At 61.1% G+C, this 18378-nt stretch carries 13 protein-coding genes; 9 read left to right on the plus strand and 4 right to left on the minus strand.

Translation table 11 applies throughout. The features are described from left to right. The first annotated feature begins 185 nt into the window (after positions 1-185). From recC to HU765_RS00030, 6 genes are all read left to right on the plus strand, one after another. Positions 186-3638: an exodeoxyribonuclease V subunit gamma gene (gene recC, locus HU765_RS00005; protein WP_186618576.1), complete on the plus strand. Its 3453-nt coding sequence runs from the start codon at positions 186-188 to the stop codon at positions 3636-3638. Further along, positions 3635-7327: an exodeoxyribonuclease V subunit beta gene (gene recB, locus HU765_RS00010; RefSeq protein ID WP_186618577.1), complete on the plus strand. Its 3693-nt coding sequence runs from the start codon at positions 3635-3637 to the stop codon at positions 7325-7327. The genes recC and recB overlap by 4 nt, the downstream gene beginning before the upstream one ends. Then, positions 7324-9432, plus strand: a complete 2109-nt coding sequence (gene recD / locus HU765_RS00015) for an exodeoxyribonuclease V subunit alpha (RefSeq protein WP_186618578.1) — start codon at positions 7324-7326, stop codon at positions 9430-9432. Before recB ends, recD begins: the two co-directional genes overlap by 4 nt. 119 nt (positions 9433-9551) lie before the next feature. Then, complete coding sequence (locus HU765_RS00020) at positions 9552-10127, plus strand: YfiR family protein (RefSeq protein ID WP_186618579.1); 576 nt, start codon at positions 9552-9554, stop codon at positions 10125-10127. Next, entirely contained in the window at positions 10124-11392 is a 1269-nt protein-coding gene (locus HU765_RS00025; protein WP_186618580.1) for a diguanylate cyclase, read from the plus strand. Before HU765_RS00020 ends, HU765_RS00025 begins: the two co-directional genes overlap by 4 nt. A gap of 46 nt (positions 11393-11438) precedes the next feature. Then, complete coding sequence (locus tag HU765_RS00030; protein WP_186618776.1) at positions 11439-11888, plus strand: OmpA family protein; 450 nt, start codon at positions 11439-11441, stop codon at positions 11886-11888. Here HU765_RS00030 and HU765_RS00035 read toward each other — a convergent pair. Then, positions 11885-12832 (minus strand): LysR family transcriptional regulator, encoded by a 948-nt coding sequence (locus HU765_RS00035; protein WP_186618581.1) that lies wholly within the window; start codon positions 12830-12832, stop codon positions 11885-11887. The genes HU765_RS00030 and HU765_RS00035 overlap by 4 nt on opposite strands. 149 nt (positions 12833-12981) lie before the next feature. Between HU765_RS00035 and HU765_RS00040 the strand changes: the two genes are divergently transcribed. Both HU765_RS00040 and mmsB read left to right on the plus strand, forming a co-directional pair. Beyond that, a complete protein-coding gene (locus tag HU765_RS00040) occupies positions 12982-14508 on the plus strand; it encodes a CoA-acylating methylmalonate-semialdehyde dehydrogenase (RefSeq protein ID WP_186552206.1) in 1527 nt (508 codons plus the stop codon). Positions 14509-14518: 10 nt separating this feature from the next. Next, a complete protein-coding gene (mmsB, locus tag HU765_RS00045) occupies positions 14519-15406 on the plus strand; it encodes a 3-hydroxyisobutyrate dehydrogenase (protein WP_186618582.1) in 888 nt (295 codons plus the stop codon). A 234-nt stretch (positions 15407-15640) separates the two neighbouring features. On the opposite strand, the gene HU765_RS00050 is transcribed toward mmsB, so the two are convergent. Together HU765_RS00050 and HU765_RS00055 are read right to left on the minus strand one after the other, a co-directional pair. Continuing rightward, positions 15641-15991 carry a cupin domain-containing protein gene (locus HU765_RS00050; RefSeq protein ID WP_122589396.1) on the minus strand — a complete coding sequence of 117 codons (351 nt, stop codon included), beginning with the start codon at positions 15989-15991 and terminating at the stop codon, positions 15641-15643. Positions 15992-16033: 42 nt separating this feature from the next. Beyond that, positions 16034-16972, minus strand: coding sequence for a LysR substrate-binding domain-containing protein (locus tag HU765_RS00055; RefSeq protein WP_186618583.1), 939 nt, complete (start codon positions 16970-16972; stop codon positions 16034-16036). A 212-nt stretch (positions 16973-17184) separates the two neighbouring features. Here HU765_RS00055 and HU765_RS00060 point away from each other — a divergent pair, with 212 nt between their 5' ends. Then, a complete protein-coding gene (locus HU765_RS00060; RefSeq protein ID WP_186618584.1) occupies positions 17185-17949 on the plus strand; it encodes a sulfite exporter TauE/SafE family protein in 765 nt (254 codons plus the stop codon). Here the strand turns inward: HU765_RS00060 and HU765_RS00065 are convergent. Next, complete coding sequence (locus tag HU765_RS00065; protein WP_186552202.1) at positions 17939-18253, minus strand: putative quinol monooxygenase; 315 nt, start codon at positions 18251-18253, stop codon at positions 17939-17941. The two genes, HU765_RS00060 and HU765_RS00065, sit on opposite strands and share 11 nt — an antisense overlap. Between the last annotated feature and the right edge of the window lie 125 nt (positions 18254-18378).

Raw genomic sequence — 18378 nt, forward strand, 5'->3', positions numbered from 1 at the left:
TTCCCCATGTGAGAGTAGGTCATCGTCAAGATTAAATTCCGAAACCCCAATTGCGAAAGCAGTTGGGGTTTTGTTTTGCCTGCGAGAAAGTTCTTACAGCATTCGCAGACGCCGTCCGGCTGTCACAACCTGCCGACAATGCTAAGGTTCTGCCCTGGCTTTCGTACTTCTCCAAGGAAACCTCTATGCCGGACGCCCAGTCCCTCAACGCTGCATTCATGGTGGTCCAGAGCAACAGCCTGGACGAACTGCGCAGCCTGGTGGTCAGCATCATGCGTCGTTACCCATTGGCGCCACTGGAGAACGAGATTGCGCTGGTGCAAAGCAACGGCATCGCTCAATGGCTCAAGTTGGCCTTGGCCGAAGATCCGCAAGAGGGCGACCTGGGTGGCTGCGGTATCGCTGCGGCGATCGATGTGCAACTACCTGGCAGTTTCATGTGGCAGCTCTATCGCATGGTTTTGGGGCGCGACGAAATTCCAGCCAAATCCCTGCTCGATAAGGCGCCGCTGACCTGGCGTCTCATGCGGCTGCTCCCCCAGGTGATTGACCGCCCGCATTTCGAGCCGCTGCAACGCTTCCTCACCCACGACACCGATTTGCGTAAACGCTATCAACTGTCCGAGCGCCTGGCGGATCTATTCGACCAATATCAGGTGTACCGGGCCGATTGGCTTGAAGACTGGGCCGAAGGGCGGCACCAATTGCGAAATGTCCGAGGCGAAGCCAAAGCGCTGCCTGCCACCAGTTGCTGGCAAGCCGAACTGTGGCGCGCATTGCTGAATGATGTCGGCAAGCAAGGCATGGCGCAAAGTCGTGCCGGCGTTCATCAACGCTTTATCGAGCGAATCAACACCCTTGCCGAGGCGCCGGCGGTACTGCCCTCACGGGTGATCGTTTTTGGGATTTCTTCGTTGCCGGCCCAAGTCCTTGAAGCACTGGCCGGGCTCGCGCGTTTCAGTCAGGTTCTGCTTTGTGTGCACAACCCTTGCAGACACCACTGGGCGGATATCGTCGCCGACAAGGATTTGCTGCGTCACCAATACAAGCGCCAGTCCCGCAAGAATGGAATGCCTGTTGTACTTGATCCCGAGACACTGCATCAACATGCTCACCCGCTGTTGGCTGCATGGGGTAAGCAAGGTCGGGATTACATCAATCTGCTCGACAGCTATGACGATCCCGACAGCTATCGTGCAGCCTTCCGCGATGGCCGCATCGACCTGTTCAGTGAAACCCGGCCACAGAATCTGCTCAATCAACTGCAGGACGACATTTTAGAACTGCGCCCACTCAACGAGACGCGCGAGCACTGGCCTGCTGTCGATCTGCAAAAAGACGAGTCGATCCGTTTTCACATCGCCCACAGCGCTCAACGCGAAGTGGAAGTCCTGCATGACCAGTTACTCGCGCGTTTCAGCGCCAATCCGGACCTGCGCCCTCGCGATGTTATTGTGATGGTGCCCGATATCGACAGCTATGCACCGCATATCCGCGCGGTGTTTGGTCAGCTCGATCGGCACGATCCACGTTTCATTCCCTTCACCTTGGCGGATCAGGGCCAGCGGGGCCGCGATCCGCTGCTGATTGCGGTCGAGCATCTGCTTAAACTCCCCGACAGTCGTTTTCCCGTCAGCGAGATTCTCGATCTGCTCGACGTCCCCGCCTTACGCGCCCGTTTCGGTGTGGAGGAGCGTGACCTGCCCACATTGCATCGCTGGATCGAGGGCGCGGGGGTGCGCTGGGGCATGAACGCCGAACAACGCGCAGGGCTGGGTTTGCCGGAGGAACTTGAGCAAAACAGCTGGCATTTCGGTCTGCGGCGGATGCTCCTCGGTTACGCCGTCGGCAGCGCCGGCGCCTGCGCAGGGATTGAACCCTATGATGAAATTGGTGGGCTGGACGCCGCATTGATCGGTCCACTGGTTGCCCTGCTGGATGCATTGGAACTCGCCCATCAGCAGCTCATGCAACCGGCTCAACCCAAGGAATGGGGCCAGCGCCTGCAAGCGCTCATTCAGTTGTTCTTCAAGGCGAGCAACGAGCACGACGATTACTTGCTGGCTCAGTTGGAAGAGCTTCGCGAAACCTGGCTGGAAACCTGTGAAGCGGTCGGTCTGGTCGATGACCTGCCGTTGACGGTCGTTCGTGAGGCTTGGCTTGCCGGTCTGGACCAGGGCCGCTTATCTCAGCGTTTCCTCGCCGGGGCGGTAAATTTCTGCACGCTGATGCCCATGCGCGCCATTCCGTTCAAACTGGTGTGTTTGCTGGGCATGAACGATGGCGATTACCCCCGTGCGCAACCGCCGCTGGACTTCGACCTGATGGGCAGCGACTACCGCCCGGGCGATCGATCGCGGCGTGAGGACGACCGTTATCTGTTGCTTGAGGCGCTCCTTTCCGCGCGCGATCAGCTGTATATCAGTTGGGTCGGGCGCAGCATTCGCGACAACAGCGAGCGGCCTGCTTCGGTACTGATCGGCCAGTTGCGCGATCATCTCGCCAGCGGCTGGCGTCTGCTGGAGGAAGGTCAGGATCTGCTCGGGGCGATGACCCAAGAGCACCCGCTGCAGCCGTTCAGTGCGCGTTATTTCCATGAGGGGGACCCACTGTTCAGCTATGCCAGTGAATGGCAGGTGCTGCATCAGCAACAGGCAACCGATAACCACGCAGAATTACTCTCCCCCTTTGTGCAGGAAGAGCCGCTGAGCCTGGCCCTGCTGCAGGATTTTTTGCGTAACCCGGTAAGGCATTTCTTCACGCAACGACTAAAAGTGTTTTTCGAAGCGGCCGAGGCACCGCTCGCCAACGAAGAACCCTTCGTGCTGGACGCTTTGCAGCGTTATACGCTCAGCGACAGCCTGCTCGAGGCAGCGCTCGGGCAACCGGACAATATCGTCCAGGCGCTCGAAACCCAGGCACGACGTCTGCAAAACAGCGGGCTATTACCAATGGCCGGATTTGGCGAATGCCTGCAACGCGAATTGATCGAACCGCTGCCCGATCTGGTGCAGCGTTATCAACAGTTGCTGACGTTATGGCCGATGCCATTGACCAGCGCGATTGCGCTCAATCTCGACCTTCAGGGTTTACGTATCGACGGATGGCTTTCAGGTCTGCATCAACGCGCCGACGGTGGCCAGCTATCAGTCACGACCATTCCCAATAGCATCGGCTCGATCAAAAGTCGCAAGTGGCATCGGTTGACCAAACCGTGGGTCAATCACCTTGTGGCCTGTGCAAGCGGACTGGCATTGACCACGGCACTGGTTGCCAGTGACGACACCTTGCTGCTTGAACCGATGGCGCAAGACCGTGCGCTGGGGTTGCTTGGCGACCTGCTCCTCGCCTGGCAGGCTGGCATGCGTCAACCTTTGCCGATCGCTGTGAAGACCGCTTTTGCCTGGTTGTCCCAGACCGATCCGCTCAAGGCCGAAGCCGCAGCCCGCAAAGCCTATGAAGGTGACGGCCAGACCAGCGATGGCGAGCGCCGTGAGAGTCCGGCGCTGTCACGCCAGTTTGCCGACTTCGATGCATTAATTATGGATGAGACATTCTCCGGTTGGTGCGACGCCTTGTATCGACCATTGCTCGAAGCCCCTTGGCGTTCATTGTCCAGTGAAGGGGCATGTGCATGAGTACGAAAACACCTTTGGCGCTGGCATTTCCTCTGCGTGGCAGCCAGTTGATCGAAGCCAGCGCCGGCACGGGCAAGACTTTCACCATATCGGCGCTTTATCTGCGGCTGATCCTGGGACACGGTGGTGAAGCCAGCAGCTTCGGCCGCGAACTGCTGCCGCCGCAAATTCTGGTCGTGACGTTCACCGATGCCGCGACCAAAGAACTGCGCGAGCGGATTCGTACACGGCTGGCCGAAGCCGCACGTTTCTTCCGTGACGAGACGCCGGTTCCGGACGGCTTGATCGCCGAACTGCGTGGTCAGTTCGATCCTCAGCAATGGCCAGGTTGCGCCAATCGTCTTGATATTGCTGCGCAGTGGATGGACGAAGCCGCCGTTTCGACCATTCACAGCTGGTGCCAGCGCATGTTGCGTGAGCATGCTTTCGACAGCGGAAGCCTGTTCACCCAATCGCTGGAGACCGATCACAGCGATTTGCTCGGCGAAGTGCTGCGTGATTACTGGCGGTTGTTCTGCTACCCGATGCAGGGCGATGCCCTGAACTGGGTTCGCAGCAATTGGGGCGGCCCTGCGGCTCTGCTCCCGCGCGTTCGCGGTCTGTTCGCCAGCGCGCGCGACAGTGACGAAGACAAGACGCCCGCCGAGCTGATCGACGCCTGCTTGCTGGAACGACGTGCGGCCTTGAGTGAGCTGAAAATGCCGTGGCGCCAATGGGCAGACGAGCTGCTCGCGATCTGTCACCAAGGCGTCACCAGCAAAACTGTCGACGGTCGCAAGATGCAGGCGCGCTACTTCGAACCGTGGTTCGAGAAGCTCAAGGCATGGGCCGAAGACGAAGCTCTGGAACAGTTGGACATCGGCACCGGTTTCAGTCGGCTGACTCCCGATGGCATGGCTGAAGCCTGGAAGGGCCAGGCGCCGAACCATCCGGGGCTGGACGCCATGCCCGGACTCAAGTCGAGTCTCGACGCGTTGCCGACCCCTGATGCGGCAGTTTTGCAGCACGCGGCCAAGTGGGTCGGCACGCGCTTCGAAGAGGAAAAGCGCCGTCGCGCCGAAATGGGTTTTGACGACATGCTTTTGCGCCTGGATGCCGCGCTGCAATCGGAGGGCGGTGAGCGTCTTGCGACATTGATTCGCGAGCAATTCCCGGTGGCGCTGATCGATGAGTTCCAGGACACCGACCCGGTGCAGTACCGGATTTTCGAGAGCATTTATCGCATCGAAGAGAACAGTCCCGACACCGGCCTGTTTCTGATCGGCGATCCCAAACAGGCGATTTACGCCTTCCGTGGCGCGGACATCTACACCTATCTGCGTGCGCGCCAGGCCACCGCCGGACGCTTGCATACGCTGGGCACCAACTTCCGATCCAGCCATGGCATGGTCAAGGCGGTCAATCATGTATTCGAGCGCGCCGAGTCCCGCGAGCAGGGGCGCGGCGCGTTTTTGTTCCGGGAGAGTAGCGGCGAAAATCCCGTGCCGTTCCTGGCCGTCGACTCTCAGGGACGCAAAGAAAAATTGCAGATTGCCGGCAAGGACGTCGCGGCGCTCAGCGTCTGGCTGTTGAGCAGCGACCAGCCATTGTCAGGCGCGGTGTATCGACAACAATTGGCGGCGGCCTGTGCCAGCGAAATCACCGCGTTGCTTAATGGCGGGCAGCGCGGCAGTGCTGGATTCGTTCGGGACGGCAACGATTTCGTCGGCCTGCGCCCCTCGGATATCGCGATCCTCGTTCGTGATGGCAAGGAGGCGCAGGCCGTGCGCAGTGAGCTTGCCGCCCGTGGGGTGCGCAGTGTCTACCTGTCTGACAAGGACTCGGTTTTCGCCTCGCAGGAAGCGCACGACCTGCTGTCCTGGCTCAAGGCCTGCGCCGAACCTGACGTCGAGCGCTTGCTCAAGGCCGCATTGGCCTGCATCACGCTGAACCTGCCTTTGGCTGAACTGGAACGACTCAACCAGGACGAGCTGGTCTGGGAGGCCCGCGTCATGCAGTTTCGCGGTTATCGCGACATCTGGCGCAAGCAGGGCGTACTGCCGATGCTGCGACGCCTGCTGCACGACTTTCATTTGCCGCAGACCCTGATGGCTCGCAACGATGGCGAGCGAGTGCTGACCAACCTTTTGCACCTGTCCGAACTGATGCAGCAAGCCGCCGCCGAACTCGATGGCGAACAAGCACTGATTCGCCACTTGGCCGAGCTCCTGGCCTTGTCCGGTCAGGCCGGCGAGGAGCAGATCCTGCGTCTGGAAAGCGACGAGCAGTTGGTCAAAGTGGTGACCATCCACAAATCGAAAGGGCTCGAGTATCCATTGGTGTTCCTGCCATTCGTGTGCTCGGCAAAACCGGTCGACGGCAGTCGTTTGCCGCTGCATTACCATGACGCGACGGGCACGGCGCAGGTCAGCCTGAAACCGACCGCCGAGTTGATCGCGCAAGCGGACGAAGAGCGTCTGGCCGAAGATTTGCGCCTGCTCTATGTCGCCTTGACCCGCGCGCAGCATGCCTGTTGGCTGGGAGTGGCGGACCTCAAACGCGGCAATAACAACAGCTCGGTGCTGCACCTTTCAGCGTTGGGCTACCTGCTCGGCGGTGGGGCATCTCTGGAGGAGTCGGCAGGACTCGGACGTTGGTTGCAAGACCTGCAGCAAGACTGTCCGGTGATCGCTATTGATGAAATGCCGCCGTCCACCGACGAATACTACCAACCTGCGCGCAGCGAAGCTGTCCTCAGTGCCACGCTGTTGCCCAAGCGCAAGGCGAGCGAGAACTGGTGGATCGCGTCCTACAGCGCCCTGCGTATCAGTGACATTTTAAGTAGCGGCAGCGACGAAGCACCGGACAGTCCGCAAGCACAAAAGCTGTTCGATGACGAACGCCTCGACCCTGACGCCCCGCGCGAAATCATGGCCGGCGGCGCCGATATCCATCGTTTCCCCCGTGGCCCCAATCCTGGGACGTTTCTTCACGGTTTGCTGGAGTGGGCGGGGAGTGATGACAGCTTCGTAGTAACGCGCGAGGCACTGGAGGATGCGGTCGCCCGTCGCTGCAACCTGCGTGGCTGGGAAGGCTGGATTACCACCTTGAGTGACTGGCTGCAGCATCTGCTCAAATCCCCCTTGCCGATTGCCGACGGGCAGCCGCCGGTGATTCTCGAGCAACTGAAGCAGTACCGCGTAGAAATGGAGTTCTGGTTCGCCAGCCATAAAGTCGATGTGCTCAAGCTCGATGAACTGGTCCGCCAGCAGACCCACAACGGCGTCGCTCGCGTGGCGGCAGAGCCGGTGCAACTGAACGGCATGTTCAAGGGCTTCATCGACCTGACCTTCGAACACCATGGCCGTTATTACGTCGCGGATTACAAATCCAACTGGCTGGGTGTGGATGATCTCGCCTACACCAGGCAAGCGATGGAACAGTCGATTCTCGACAACCGCTACGACTTGCAATATGTGCTCTACCTGCTGGCACTGCATCGTCAGCTCAAGGCCCGCTTGCCCGACTACGATTACGACCGGCACGTCGGCGGGGCGCTGTATCTTTTCCTGCGCGGTACTCGCGCCGACAGTCGCGGCGTCTTTTTCGCCCGTCCGCCTCGTGAGTTGATCGAACGGCTGGACCGGATGTTTCAGGGCCAACCCGAACCCAAGGCCGAACCCGCATGGGAACAGGGAGTCCTGCTATGAACCGCACCTTTGCCGATCTGTTGCCGACACCGTTGACGGCCGAGAGTCTCTCTGGACTTGCGCCACTGACCCGCGCCGATGATCTGCTGCTGTTGCTGACCCGCTGGGTCGAACGCGGCTGGCTTCGCGCGCTGGACAAGGCATTCGTTGCCTTCCTTCACGAGCTTGAGCCGGATACCGATCCGTTGGTGCTGCTTGCCGCTGCGTTGACCAGCCATCAACTGGGTCACGGACACGTCTGCCTCGATTTGTTCGAAACCTTGAAGGCCCCGGATTTCGCCCTGTCATTACCGCCCGAGGGCGACGTGCAAGGCGGCGTGTTGCTACTGCCTTCGCAGTTGCTTGAAGCGCTGGATGGTGCGCATTGGTGCAAAACCCTGGCGGGTAGCCGCCTGGTGGCGCTCGCCGTCGATTCCAGTGAAACAGCGCAAGAGCGCCCGCTGGTGCTGTCCGGCAAACGCCTGTACCTGCGCCGTTACTGGACTTACGAAAGGCGCATCGACAGCGCGTTGCGCCAACGTCTCGCCCAAGGTGAGGCGCCACCGAAGGATCTGCCGAAACGCCTCGACGAGCTGTTTGGTTCGGCCAGAGCGGGCGCGCCGATCGACTGGCAGAAACTCGCCTGTGCCCTCGCCACCCGCGGTGCCTTCAGCATTGTCACGGGCGGTCCGGGCACCGGTAAAACAACAACGGTGGTGCGCCTGCTCGCCTTGCTGCAAGCGCCGGCGGTGGAGTCCGGTCATCCGCTGCGCATCCGTCTCGCTGCCCCGACCGGCAAAGCCGCTGCGCGGTTGACCGAGTCGATCAGCCAGCAAGTGCAATCGTTGAAAGTCGCCGAAGACGTGCGGGCAAAAATTCCCTGCGATGTGACCACCGTGCACCGCTTGCTTGGCAGCCGTCCCGGCACACGGCACTTCCGTCACCACGCGGGCAATCGTCTTCCGCTGGATGTGCTAGTGGTCGATGAAGCCTCGATGATTGACCTGGAAATGATGGCCAACCTGCTCGACGCATTGCCCGATCACGCCCGTCTGGTGTTGCTGGGTGACAAGGACCAACTGGCGTCTGTGGAGGCCGGCGCAGTGCTCGGGGATCTTTGCCGTGACGCCGAACACGGCTGGTACAACCCGCAGACCCGAGAGTGGCTGGAGTCGGTCAGTGGCGAGCGCCTGCAGGGCAGCGGCTTGTTCGAGGACGTCGATGGCTCGCATCCGTTGGCGCAACAGGTGGTGATGCTGCGTCACTCGCGGCGCTTTGGCGAGGGCAGTGGGATTGGCCAGCTCGCGCGCCGGGTCAACCAGCAGTTACCGGATGAGGCGCGTCAGTTATTGGCGGGCGGGCATTATGAGGATGTTTATTCACTGCCGCTCAAGGGCGAGCATGACCACACGCTGGAGCGTCTGCTGCTTGAAGGGCACGGGGAGGGGCCGCAAGGTTACCGGCATTATCTGAGCGTGCTGCGCAATCAGCGTCCGGCGCAGGGCCGGCCGCTCGAGCATCCGGACTGGGTCGGCTGGGCTCGCGAAGTCTTGCAGGCGTTCGACACCTTCCAATTGTTGTGCGCTGTGCGCAAGGGACCGTGGGGCGTCGAAGGCCTGAACCAGCGCATCACTGCCGCGTTGCTCAAGGCGCGTTTGATCGACAACGACCAGCAGTGGTACGAAGGCCGTCCGGTGTTGATGACCCGAAACGACTACGGCCTCGGCTTGATGAATGGCGACATCGGCATCGCCCTCAAGCTGCCCGAGCGCGAAGGGCCGGAGGCCGGCAAAACGGTTTTGCGCGTGGCCTTTCCACGCAACGATGGGCAAGGCGGGGTGCGCTTCGTCCTGCCCAGCCGGCTCAATGATGTGGAAACCGTCTATGCAATGACGGTACACAAGTCGCAGGGTTCGGAATTTGCCCACACCGCTTTGATCCTGCCGGATGCTCTGAATCCGGTGCTGACCAAGGAGTTGATTTACACCGGCATCACCCGGGCCAAACACTGGTTCACCTTGATCGAGCCGCGCGCCGGGGTCTTCGAAGAGGCGGTGCAGCGCAAGGTCAAACGTCTGAGCGGGCTGATGCTGGAGCTGGAGGAGGGCAGCGAACCTCGCGGATGAGAACCTCGGCGCGCCGTGGCGATTGCTGACCAGCCGGTCAGAGGTCGCCGCCTCGCTGGTGTTTCAGCGCTGTGCTATCGTTGCGGCATCATTTCGCTACAACCCAAGAGAATCCCTGCATGAAGGTGTCTGTCTCGGCGACAGGGCGCGTCATTGGCGGCAAGCACGTGTTGCGCGTCGGTTTGCTCTGGTTGCTGGCGAGCGCGGCCTGTGCACAGCCGTCAACATCGCCGGGCATGGCGGAGCAGCGAGCCAAATCAGTCACCCAAGTGGTTCTTGGCATCCTCAGTTATGCGCGCTGGCCGGTTGAGCCAGCACAATTGCGCCTGTGCATCGTCGGCCCTACCGAATACACCGACGATCTGGTCAAAGGCACCACGCAGGCGACCGGTCGACCGGTGACGGTACGTCGCCTGCTGGCCGACAACCCGGCCATCGTCAATCAATGCGATGCGGTCTACATCGGCAAACTCACCGCCGATGAACGCAGCCGGCTGTTCGCCGCGTTGATCGGCCATCCGGTGCTGAGCATCAGCGAAAGCGATGACCAATGCACCGTCGGCAGTCTGTTCTGCCTGCGCGTGGGGGATGAGCAGGTGTCCTTCGAGGTCAACCTCGACTCCGTCGCCCGCAGCGGCGTGCGCATTCATCCAAGCGTGCTGCAATTGTCGCGTCGCAAAGCGGCGGCACCATGAGGCTGTTCACATCGAAAACCCGCCCGACCCTGGGCTCGGTCATTGGCCGTGGACATCTGATCGTCGCGCTGGTGGGGGTCGCGATGGCCAGTGTTTCGCTGACCTTGCTTGGCGTGTTGGCGCTACGGGTTTACGCCGATCACAATCTGCACCTGATTGCTCGCTCGATCAGCTACACCGTTGAGGCCGCTGTAGTTTTCAACGACAAGGCGGCAGCCACTGAAGCGCTGGCCCTGATCGCCGCCACCGAGGAAGTGGCAGATGCCAAGGTGCTGGACGCTCAAGGCCAATTAATTGCGCAATGGCAGCGAGCTGAAAGCGGTCTGTTCTCCGAGCTGGAAATGCAGATCACCCGCGCCGTCCTGGAAAAACCGGTCAGCCTGCCGATCGAGCATCAGAATCGCGAAATCGGCCGGGTATTGCTCATCGGTCACGGCGGTAGCCTGATGCGCTTTCTGCTCAGCGGCCTGGCCGGCATTGTGCTGTGCACCGCGATCAGCGCCTGGGTTGCGCTCTATCTGGCGCGGCGGCAGTTGCGCGCCATCATCGGCCCGTTGCACGGCCTCGCTAAGGTGGCGCATGCCGCGCGTAGCGAACGCGCGCTGGATCGGCGCGTGCCGCCGGCGCAGATTGCCGAACTCGACAACCTCGGTAACGACTTCAATGCTCTGCTCGATGAACTGGAGTCCTGGCAGACCCACCTGCAAAACGAAAACGAAACCCTCGCCCATCAAGCCAGCCACGACAGCCTCACCGGTCTGCCGAACCGGGCGTTTTTCGAAGGACGGCTGATTCGTGCCTTGCGAAACGGCAAGAAACTGAATGAGCGTGTCGCCGTGTTGTTTCTCGACAGTGACCGTTTCAAAGGCATCAACGATAACTTCGGCCACGCCGCCGGCGACGCGGTGTTAGTGGCTGTCGCCAATCGCGTCCGCGCGCAACTGCGTGAAGAAGATCTGGTGGCGCGGCTGGGCGGTGACGAGTTCGCCGTGTTACTCACACCGCTGCACTCGGTCGAAGACGCCGAGCGCATTGCCGACAAAATCCTCGCCAGCATGGACATGCCCATTGCGCTGCCGGGTGACAGCAGTGTCGTGACTTCGCTCAGTATCGGCGTCGCGGTTTTTCCCGATCATGGCACCACGCCCGGTGCTCTGCTCAATGCCGCCGACGCAGCGATGTACCAGGCCAAACGCCTGTCGCGCGGTGCGCAATTCACGGCCGGGTCGGAGGACCCGGTCGATCCCGTTCAATCCAGGAGCTGAACCCGTGTTTATAGTGTCCAAGCGATCTTTTTTTGCGTTGCTATTGATGGCGGCGCTGGCCCTGAGCGGCTGCCAAAGCACGCCAAAAGGCCTTTCTCCTGCACAGATCGCCGTGCTCAAACAGCAAGGTTTTGAACTGACCGACGAAGGTTGGGAATTTGGCCTGTCGGGCAAGGTGCTGTTCGGCAGTGACGTCGAAAGCCTGAATGCGCCCAGCACGCAAATCGTCGAACGCATCGGCAAGGCCTTGCTGGGCGCCGGCATCGAACGCGTACGGGTCGACGGTCATACCGATGCGTCAGGCAAGGAGATCTACAACCAGCAATTGTCGCTGCGCCGGGCCAAAAGCGTCGCCAACGTGCTGGGCACAATCGGCATGAAACCCGAGAATATCCAGCTGCAGGGCCTCGGCAGCAGCGAACCGGTGGCGCCCAACGACACCGCCGCGGGTCGCACGGAAAACCGCCGGGTGTCGATTGTGGTCAGCGCCGGTTAATCGGCAAAGCGCATTTCCCGCGTCTGCCCCATCAGTAACGCCTGATTACGCTCAGTCACTTCCCGGATGTAATCCCACAACAGGGTGATCCGTTTCAACTTGCGCAGATCCTCCCGGCAGTACATCCAGAACTGCCGGGTGATATCGATTTCCTCCGGCAGCACCGGTAGCAGACGCGGATCTTGCGCGGCGAGGAAGCACGGCAGAATCGCCAGCGAGCGCCCCTGCTGGGCCGCAACGAATTGCGCGATCACGCTGGTGCTGCGCAAATGCGCACTGGCACCGGGCAGCACGTTGGCCAGGTAAAGCAGCTCCGAGCTGAACGCCAGATCATCCACATAACTGATGAATTGATGCTTGCTCAAGTCAGCCGGGCGGCGGATCGGTGGGTGTTTGTCCAGATAGTCTTGAGTCGCGTAGAGCTGCAAGCGGTAGTCGCAGAGTTTGCAGCAGACATACGGCCCGTGTTCCGGGCGCTCCAGCGCAATGACGATGTCGGCCTCGCGCTTGGAGAGGCTGATGAAGTGTGGCAGCGGCAGGATGTCCACTGAAATCGCGGGGTAGGCGTCGACGAAATGGCTCAACTGCGGCGTGATGAAAAAACTGCCGAAGCCTTCGGTGCAACCCATGCGCACATGCCCGGACAGCGCCACGCCTGAGCCGGAGACCTGCTCGCAGGCCATGTGCAGCGTGCTTTCGATCGACTCGGCATACCCGAGCAAACGCTGGCCCTCGGCTGTGAGGACGAAGCCGCTGGTGCGGGACTTTTCGAACAACAGCGTACCGAGCGCCGCTTCCAGTGAACCGATCCGCCGCGACACTGTTGTGTAGTCGACGGCCAGGCGTTTGGCGGCGGTGCTGGCCTTGCGGGTACGGGCGACTTCGAGGAAAAACTTCAAGTCATCCCAGTTCAGCGAGCCTAATGAGGTGATGTTTTTTTGCATGATGGACGGGCTTTTATGTGCGTTCTTATTAGAAGTTTGCACATCTATACTCCAAAAACAGTCCGACAACCAATTCGTGACACACGCCTCATCTCAAGGCGAACCTTTCGCCTTGGCTCCTACGATAAAAACAAGTTTCGGAGACCAGCATGAACGCATCGCTTACGCCCAACGAAACCACGGTCCAGAAGGTCAAGCTGTTGATCGACGGCGAGTGGGTCGAATCGCAGACCGCCGAATGGCACGACATCGTCAACCCGGCGACCCAGCAAGTGCTGGCCAAGGTCCCGTTCGCCACCGCCGCTGAGGTCGATGCCGCTGTCAGCGCCGCCCAGCGTGCCTTCCAGACCTGGAAACTGACCCCGATCGGCGCGCGGATGCGCATCATGCTCAAGCTGCAAGCGCTGATCCGCGAGCATTCCAAGCGCATCGCCGTGGTCCTCAGCGCCGAGCAGGGCAAGACCATCGCTGACGCTGAGGGCGATATTTTTCGTGGCCTGGAAGTGGTCGAACACGCCTGCTCCATCGGGACCCTGCAAATGGGCGAGTTCGCCGAGAACGTCGCGGGTGGCGTCGACACCTATACGCTGCGCCAGCCGATCGGCGTCTGCGCTGGCATCACGCCGTTCAACTTTCCGGCAATGATTCCGCTGTGGATGTTCCCGATGGCGATCGCCTGCGGTAACACCTTCGTGCTCAAGCCTTCGGAACAGGATCCGCTGTCGACCATGCTGCTGGTCGAACTGGCGATCGAGGCCGGCGTTCCTGCTGGCGTGCTCAACGTTGTTCATGGCGGTAAGGATGTGGTCGATGGCCTGTGCACGCACAAGGACATCAAAGCCGTGTCGTTTGTCGGTTCGACCGCGGTCGGCACTCACGTTTACGATCTTGCCGGTAAACACGGCAAACGCGTGCAGTCGATGATGGGCGCGAAAAACCACGCCGTGGTGCTGCCGGATGCCAATCGCGAGCAAGCGCTGAACGCCTTGGTCGGCGCCGGTTTCGGTGCAGCCGGGCAACGCTGCATGGCCACCTCGGTGGTGGTGCTGGTCGGTGCCGCAAAACAATGGCTGCCGGATCTGAAAGCGCTGGCGCAGAAACTCAAGGTCAACGCCGGCAGCGAGCCGGGCACCGACGTCGGTCCGGTGATCTCGAAAAAAGCCAAGGCGCGCATTCTTGAGCTGATCGAAAGCGGCATCAAGGAAGGTGCCAAGCTTGAACTGGACGGTCGCGACATCAGCGTGCCGGGCTACGAACAGGGAAACTTTGTCGGTCCGACCCTGTTTTCGGGCGTGACCACCGACATGCAGATCTACACCCAGGAAATCTTCGGCCCGGTGCTGGTGGTGCTGGAAGTCGATACCCTCGATCAAGCGATTGCCCTGGTCAACGCCAACCCGTTCGGCAACGGCACCGGTCTGTTCACCCAGAGCGGCGCGGCGGCGCGCAAATTCCAGAGTGAAATCGACGTCGGTCAGGTCGGCATCAATATTCCGATTCCGGTGCCGGTGCCGTTCTTCAGCTTCACCGGTTCGCGCGGTTCGAAACTCGGCGACCTCGGCCCGTACGGCAAGCAAGTGGTGCAGTTCTACACGCAGACCAAAACGGTCACGGCGCGCTGGTTCGATGACGACAGCGTCAACGACGGCGTGAACACCACCATCAACCTGCGCTGAGGAATCGATCATGAAAATCGCATTTATCGGGTTGGGCAACATGGGCGCGCCTATGGCCCGGAACCTGATCAAGGCCGGCCACTCGCTGAACCTGGTCGACCTGAACAAAACCGTGTTGGCGGAACTGGAACAACTGGGCGGCACTGTCCGCGGATCGGCGCGCGAGGCGGCGGAAGATGCCGAACTGGTGATCACCATGCTGCCGGCCGCTGTGCATGTGCGCAGCGTCTGGCTGGGCGAAGAGGGCGTACTCGCCGGGATTCGCCAAGGCGTACCGGCGGTGGATTGCAGCACCATCGATCCGCAGACCGCCCGCGATGTGGCCGCCGCGGCGGCGAAACACGGCGTGGCCATGGCCGATGCGCCAGTCTCCGGCGGCACTGGCGGCGCGACGGCCGGAACGCTGACCTTCATGGTCGGCGCCACCCCGGAACTGTTCGCGACGCTGCAACCGGTGCTGGCGCAAATGGGCCGTAACATCGTGCATTGCGGTGAAGTCGGCACCGGGCAGATCGCCAAGATCTGCAACAACCTGCTGCTGGCGATTTCCATGGTTGGCGTCAGTGAAGCGATGGCCTTGGGTGATGCACTGGGCATCGACACTGGCGTGCTGGCCGGCATCATCAACAGCTCGACCGGGCGTTGCTGGAGTTCGGAGATGTACAACCCGTGGCCGGGCATCGTCGAAACGGCCCCGGCTTCGCGCGGTTATACCGGCGGATTCGGTGCGGAACTGATGCTCAAGGACCTCGGGCTGGCGACGGAAGCGGCAAGGCAGGCGCATCAACCGGTGGTGCTCGGTGCCGTGGCGCAGCAGTTGTATCAGGCGATGAGCCAGCGCGGTGACGGCGGGAAAGACTTCTCGGCGATCATCAACAGCTATCGCAAACCGCAGTAATCGCGATCAGGCCTTTGTGGCGAGGGGATTTATCCCCGTTGGGTTGCGCAGCAGCCCCCTACATTGTGTCAGGTAAACCGAGTGTTCAGGTTTCGCGACTGCTGCGCAGCCGAGCGGGGATGAATCCCCTCGCCACAGGGTTCTCTATTTCCACAGGTAACACTGGGGTGTGTTTAAAAAATTGCAGTAGGTGTTGCCGGGAAATCACGTCGGGTGGTTCCCGGCTTTTTTGCATCAAGCAAAGACGAAATATTTACGCACGGTCTCGACCACTTCCCACGTGCCTTTCATCCCAGGCTCAACCACGAAGATATCGCCAGCGCGCAGGTGAATCGGCGCCATGCCGTCCGGGGTGATCACGCAGTAACCTTCCTGGAAATGGCAGTATTCCCATTTCACATATTCGACGCGCCACTTGCCCGGTGTGCAGATCCATGTGCCCATGATCTTGCTGCCGTCTTCGCTGGTGTAGGCGTTGAGGTTGACGGTGTGCGGGTCGCCTTCGAGTTTTTCCCACTTGCAGGCGTCGAGTACCGGCAGCGGGTGAGTGTCGCGCAGAACGGTGATAGGGGCGGTCGCGGTCATGGGGACTCCGGGGCTAGTGGACTTGAGAGTTGAAGTCGCACCCTATAGCGCCCGGTTATCGTCCGGTTGTCTGGGGTCGACATCGGGGTGCTCAGAAACGCGCGCATCGATGAGCGCTTGTAACAACGCCTGGGCATAACCTGGCAGCGCCGCGAAATCTCTTGCGCAGAGCAACAACGTGCGGCGGGCCCAGGGCTCATTGAGTGTCACGCGCTTGAATCGGCCGACTGTCGCGCGCTGCACCGCTGCCAGCGGCACGATGCCCAGACCGGCGCCACGCGCGACCATGCGCATCACGCCATCGAAACCGTCAGCGCGGATGCGCACCTGCATCCGCGCGCCGCTGTGCAGCGCCTGTTCTTCCAGATAAATCGCCAGTGCACTGTCGGCGCTCAGTCCGACAAAGTCGTGTTGCAACGCATCGCTGAAATTGACCTCGTCGACGTCAGGCAACGGGTGGTCGAGCGGCAGAATCAGCACCAGCGGATCGTCACGAAACGCCTCAGTCTGTAGGCCGTTGGTGTCGACCGCGTCGGAGACTATGCCCAGATCCGCTGCGCCTTCACGCAAGGCATGGATAATCCGCGCGCTCGGCAATTCCTGTAAATCGATGTCGAGATTAGGCTGGTCACGCAGAAAATCAGCGAGCACTTCCGGCAGGTATTCGGTGATTGCCGTGGTGTTGCACAACAGCCGCACCTGACCTTTGACGCCTTGGGCGTATTCGGCGAGATCCTGCTGCATGCGTTCGGCCTGTTGCAAAAGGATGCGCGCGTGGTGGGCGAGGGCCTTGCCGGCCGGTGTCGGGGTGACACCACGGCGTCCGCGCTGCAGAAACTCGGTGCCCAGCGAGGCCTCCATCGCACGGATTCTGGCGCTGGCGGCGGCGAGGGACAAATGGCTGCGCACGGCGCCGGCGGTGATATTGCCGGTGTCGAGGATGTGCAGGTAGAGGCGCAGGTCGGTGAGGTCGAAGTGCATGGGGCTAGCCTCTGGTTTTTTTGTTGTCTGGGCTGGCCTCATCGCGAGCAGGCTCACTGCTACAAGGGATCTGCTGCGAACACGAAACTGTAGGAGTGAGCCTGCTCGCGATAGGGCCAGCCCAGACGAAAATATCAGCCTCTTGCGTAAAAAGAGGCAGCCTCAGTATATGGCAGATTTCCACCCAGCCCCGATCAGCGCACATTACCCCCATGCACACGCTAACCAACTTCTACCAAACCCTCGGCCTGACCCTATCCCTGCTGGTCATCGCCACCTTCCTCCTCGCCGGCATGATCAAGGGCGTGATCGGCCTCGGCCTGCCCACCGTCGCGATGGGCCTGCTCGGTGTGGCTATGGCGCCGGCGCAGGCAGCCGCACTGTTGATCATCCCGGCGACCCTGACCAACCTCTGGCAGCTAGCCTTCGGCGGTCACCTGAAAAGCTTGATCAAACGCCTCTGGCCGCTGCTGCTGATGATCTTTCTCGGAACGGGCATCGGCACACTGTGGATTGGCATGTCCGGCGGGCACTGGGTGGTGCGCGGACTCGGCGCGGCGCTATTGCTGTACGCATTGAGCGGACTTTTCCTGCCCACGCTGCACGTCAAACCGCGCCATGAAGCGTGGCTCGGCCCGCTGTGTGGCTTGATCACCGGCATCATCACCTCGGCCACCGGCGTGTTCGTGATTCCAGCGGTGCCGTACCTGCAGGCGTTGGGGCTGAGCCGCGATGAACTGGTGCAGGCGCTCGGCCTGTCGTTCACCGTCTCGACCCTGGCGCTGGCTGCCGGACTGCTCTGGCACGGCGCACTCGGCGGCGCTGAATTGAGCGCCTCGCTGCTGGCGCTGATCCCGGCCATGCTCGGCATGTGGCTCGGCCAATGGCTGCGCCAGCGCATCAGTGCCGTGCTGTTCAAGCGCGTGTTCTTTGTCGGACTGGGCGCGCTCGGCGCCCATTTGTTGATCAGCGGCTAGCCGAGGATTCGCTGAGCATGTCGATCGGGCGGATATCGAAATCACGCTCCAGATACTCCATGCGTTTGGCGAAAAACGCCTTCATGTGCGGTAACGCCGAGTGCACATCCAGATGCGCCTGGCTTTCCCAAATCTCGTAAAAGATAAACAGCGTCGGATCTTCCTTGTCGCGCAGCATGTGGTACTCGATGCAGCCGGGTTCGGCGCGGCTCGGTTCGACGTAGGCGCGGAACAGCGCTTCGAACGCGGCGGCTTTTTCCGGGCGGGTCTTGGCGTGCAGGATGAAACCCTGGCGTTCACTCATCACAACTTCCTCGAATTCAGAAAGCGGCGAATGCTACGGCAACAATGCGCTGTCGATTCGTGCGTTTTGATCAATTGTATTTTGCGTCGGCGTGGCTGTTTCCGCGCGAGGTCGATGGTTAATCT

This window comes from Pseudomonas sp. SWRI81 (assembly GCF_014268545.1).
Lineage (GTDB): Bacteria > Pseudomonadota > Gammaproteobacteria > Pseudomonadales > Pseudomonadaceae > Aquipseudomonas > Aquipseudomonas hamedanensis.

What these genes read in the sequence shown, in the direction of transcription:
- HU765_RS00035 (WP_186618581.1), bottom strand. Translation starts at nt 12,832, where the DNA reads ATGCAAAAAAACATCACCTCATTAGGCTCGCTGAACTGGGATGACTTG.
- mmsB (WP_186618582.1), top strand. Translation starts at nt 14,519, where the DNA reads ATGAAAATCGCATTTATCGGGTTGGGCAACATGGGCGCGCCTATGGCC.
- HU765_RS00065 (WP_186552202.1), bottom strand. Translation starts at nt 18,253, where the DNA reads ATGAGTGAACGCCAGGGTTTCATCCTGCACGCCAAGACCCGCCCGGAA.
- HU765_RS00060 (WP_186618584.1), top strand. Translation starts at nt 17,185, where the DNA reads ATGCACACGCTAACCAACTTCTACCAAACCCTCGGCCTGACCCTATCC.
- HU765_RS00040 (WP_186552206.1), top strand. Translation starts at nt 12,982, where the DNA reads ATGAACGCATCGCTTACGCCCAACGAAACCACGGTCCAGAAGGTCAAG.
- HU765_RS00025 (WP_186618580.1), top strand. Translation starts at nt 10,124, where the DNA reads ATGAGGCTGTTCACATCGAAAACCCGCCCGACCCTGGGCTCGGTCATT.
- HU765_RS00050 (WP_122589396.1), bottom strand. Translation starts at nt 15,991, where the DNA reads ATGACCGCGACCGCCCCTATCACCGTTCTGCGCGACACTCACCCGCTG.
- recD (WP_186618578.1), top strand. Translation starts at nt 7,324, where the DNA reads ATGAACCGCACCTTTGCCGATCTGTTGCCGACACCGTTGACGGCCGAG.
- HU765_RS00030 (WP_186618776.1), top strand. Translation starts at nt 11,439, where the DNA reads ATGGCGGCGCTGGCCCTGAGCGGCTGCCAAAGCACGCCAAAAGGCCTT.
- HU765_RS00055 (WP_186618583.1), bottom strand. Translation starts at nt 16,972, where the DNA reads ATGCACTTCGACCTCACCGACCTGCGCCTCTACCTGCACATCCTCGAC.
- recC (WP_186618576.1), top strand. Translation starts at nt 186, where the DNA reads ATGCCGGACGCCCAGTCCCTCAACGCTGCATTCATGGTGGTCCAGAGC.
- recB (WP_186618577.1), top strand. Translation starts at nt 3,635, where the DNA reads ATGAGTACGAAAACACCTTTGGCGCTGGCATTTCCTCTGCGTGGCAGC.
- HU765_RS00020 (WP_186618579.1), top strand. Translation starts at nt 9,552, where the DNA reads ATGAAGGTGTCTGTCTCGGCGACAGGGCGCGTCATTGGCGGCAAGCAC.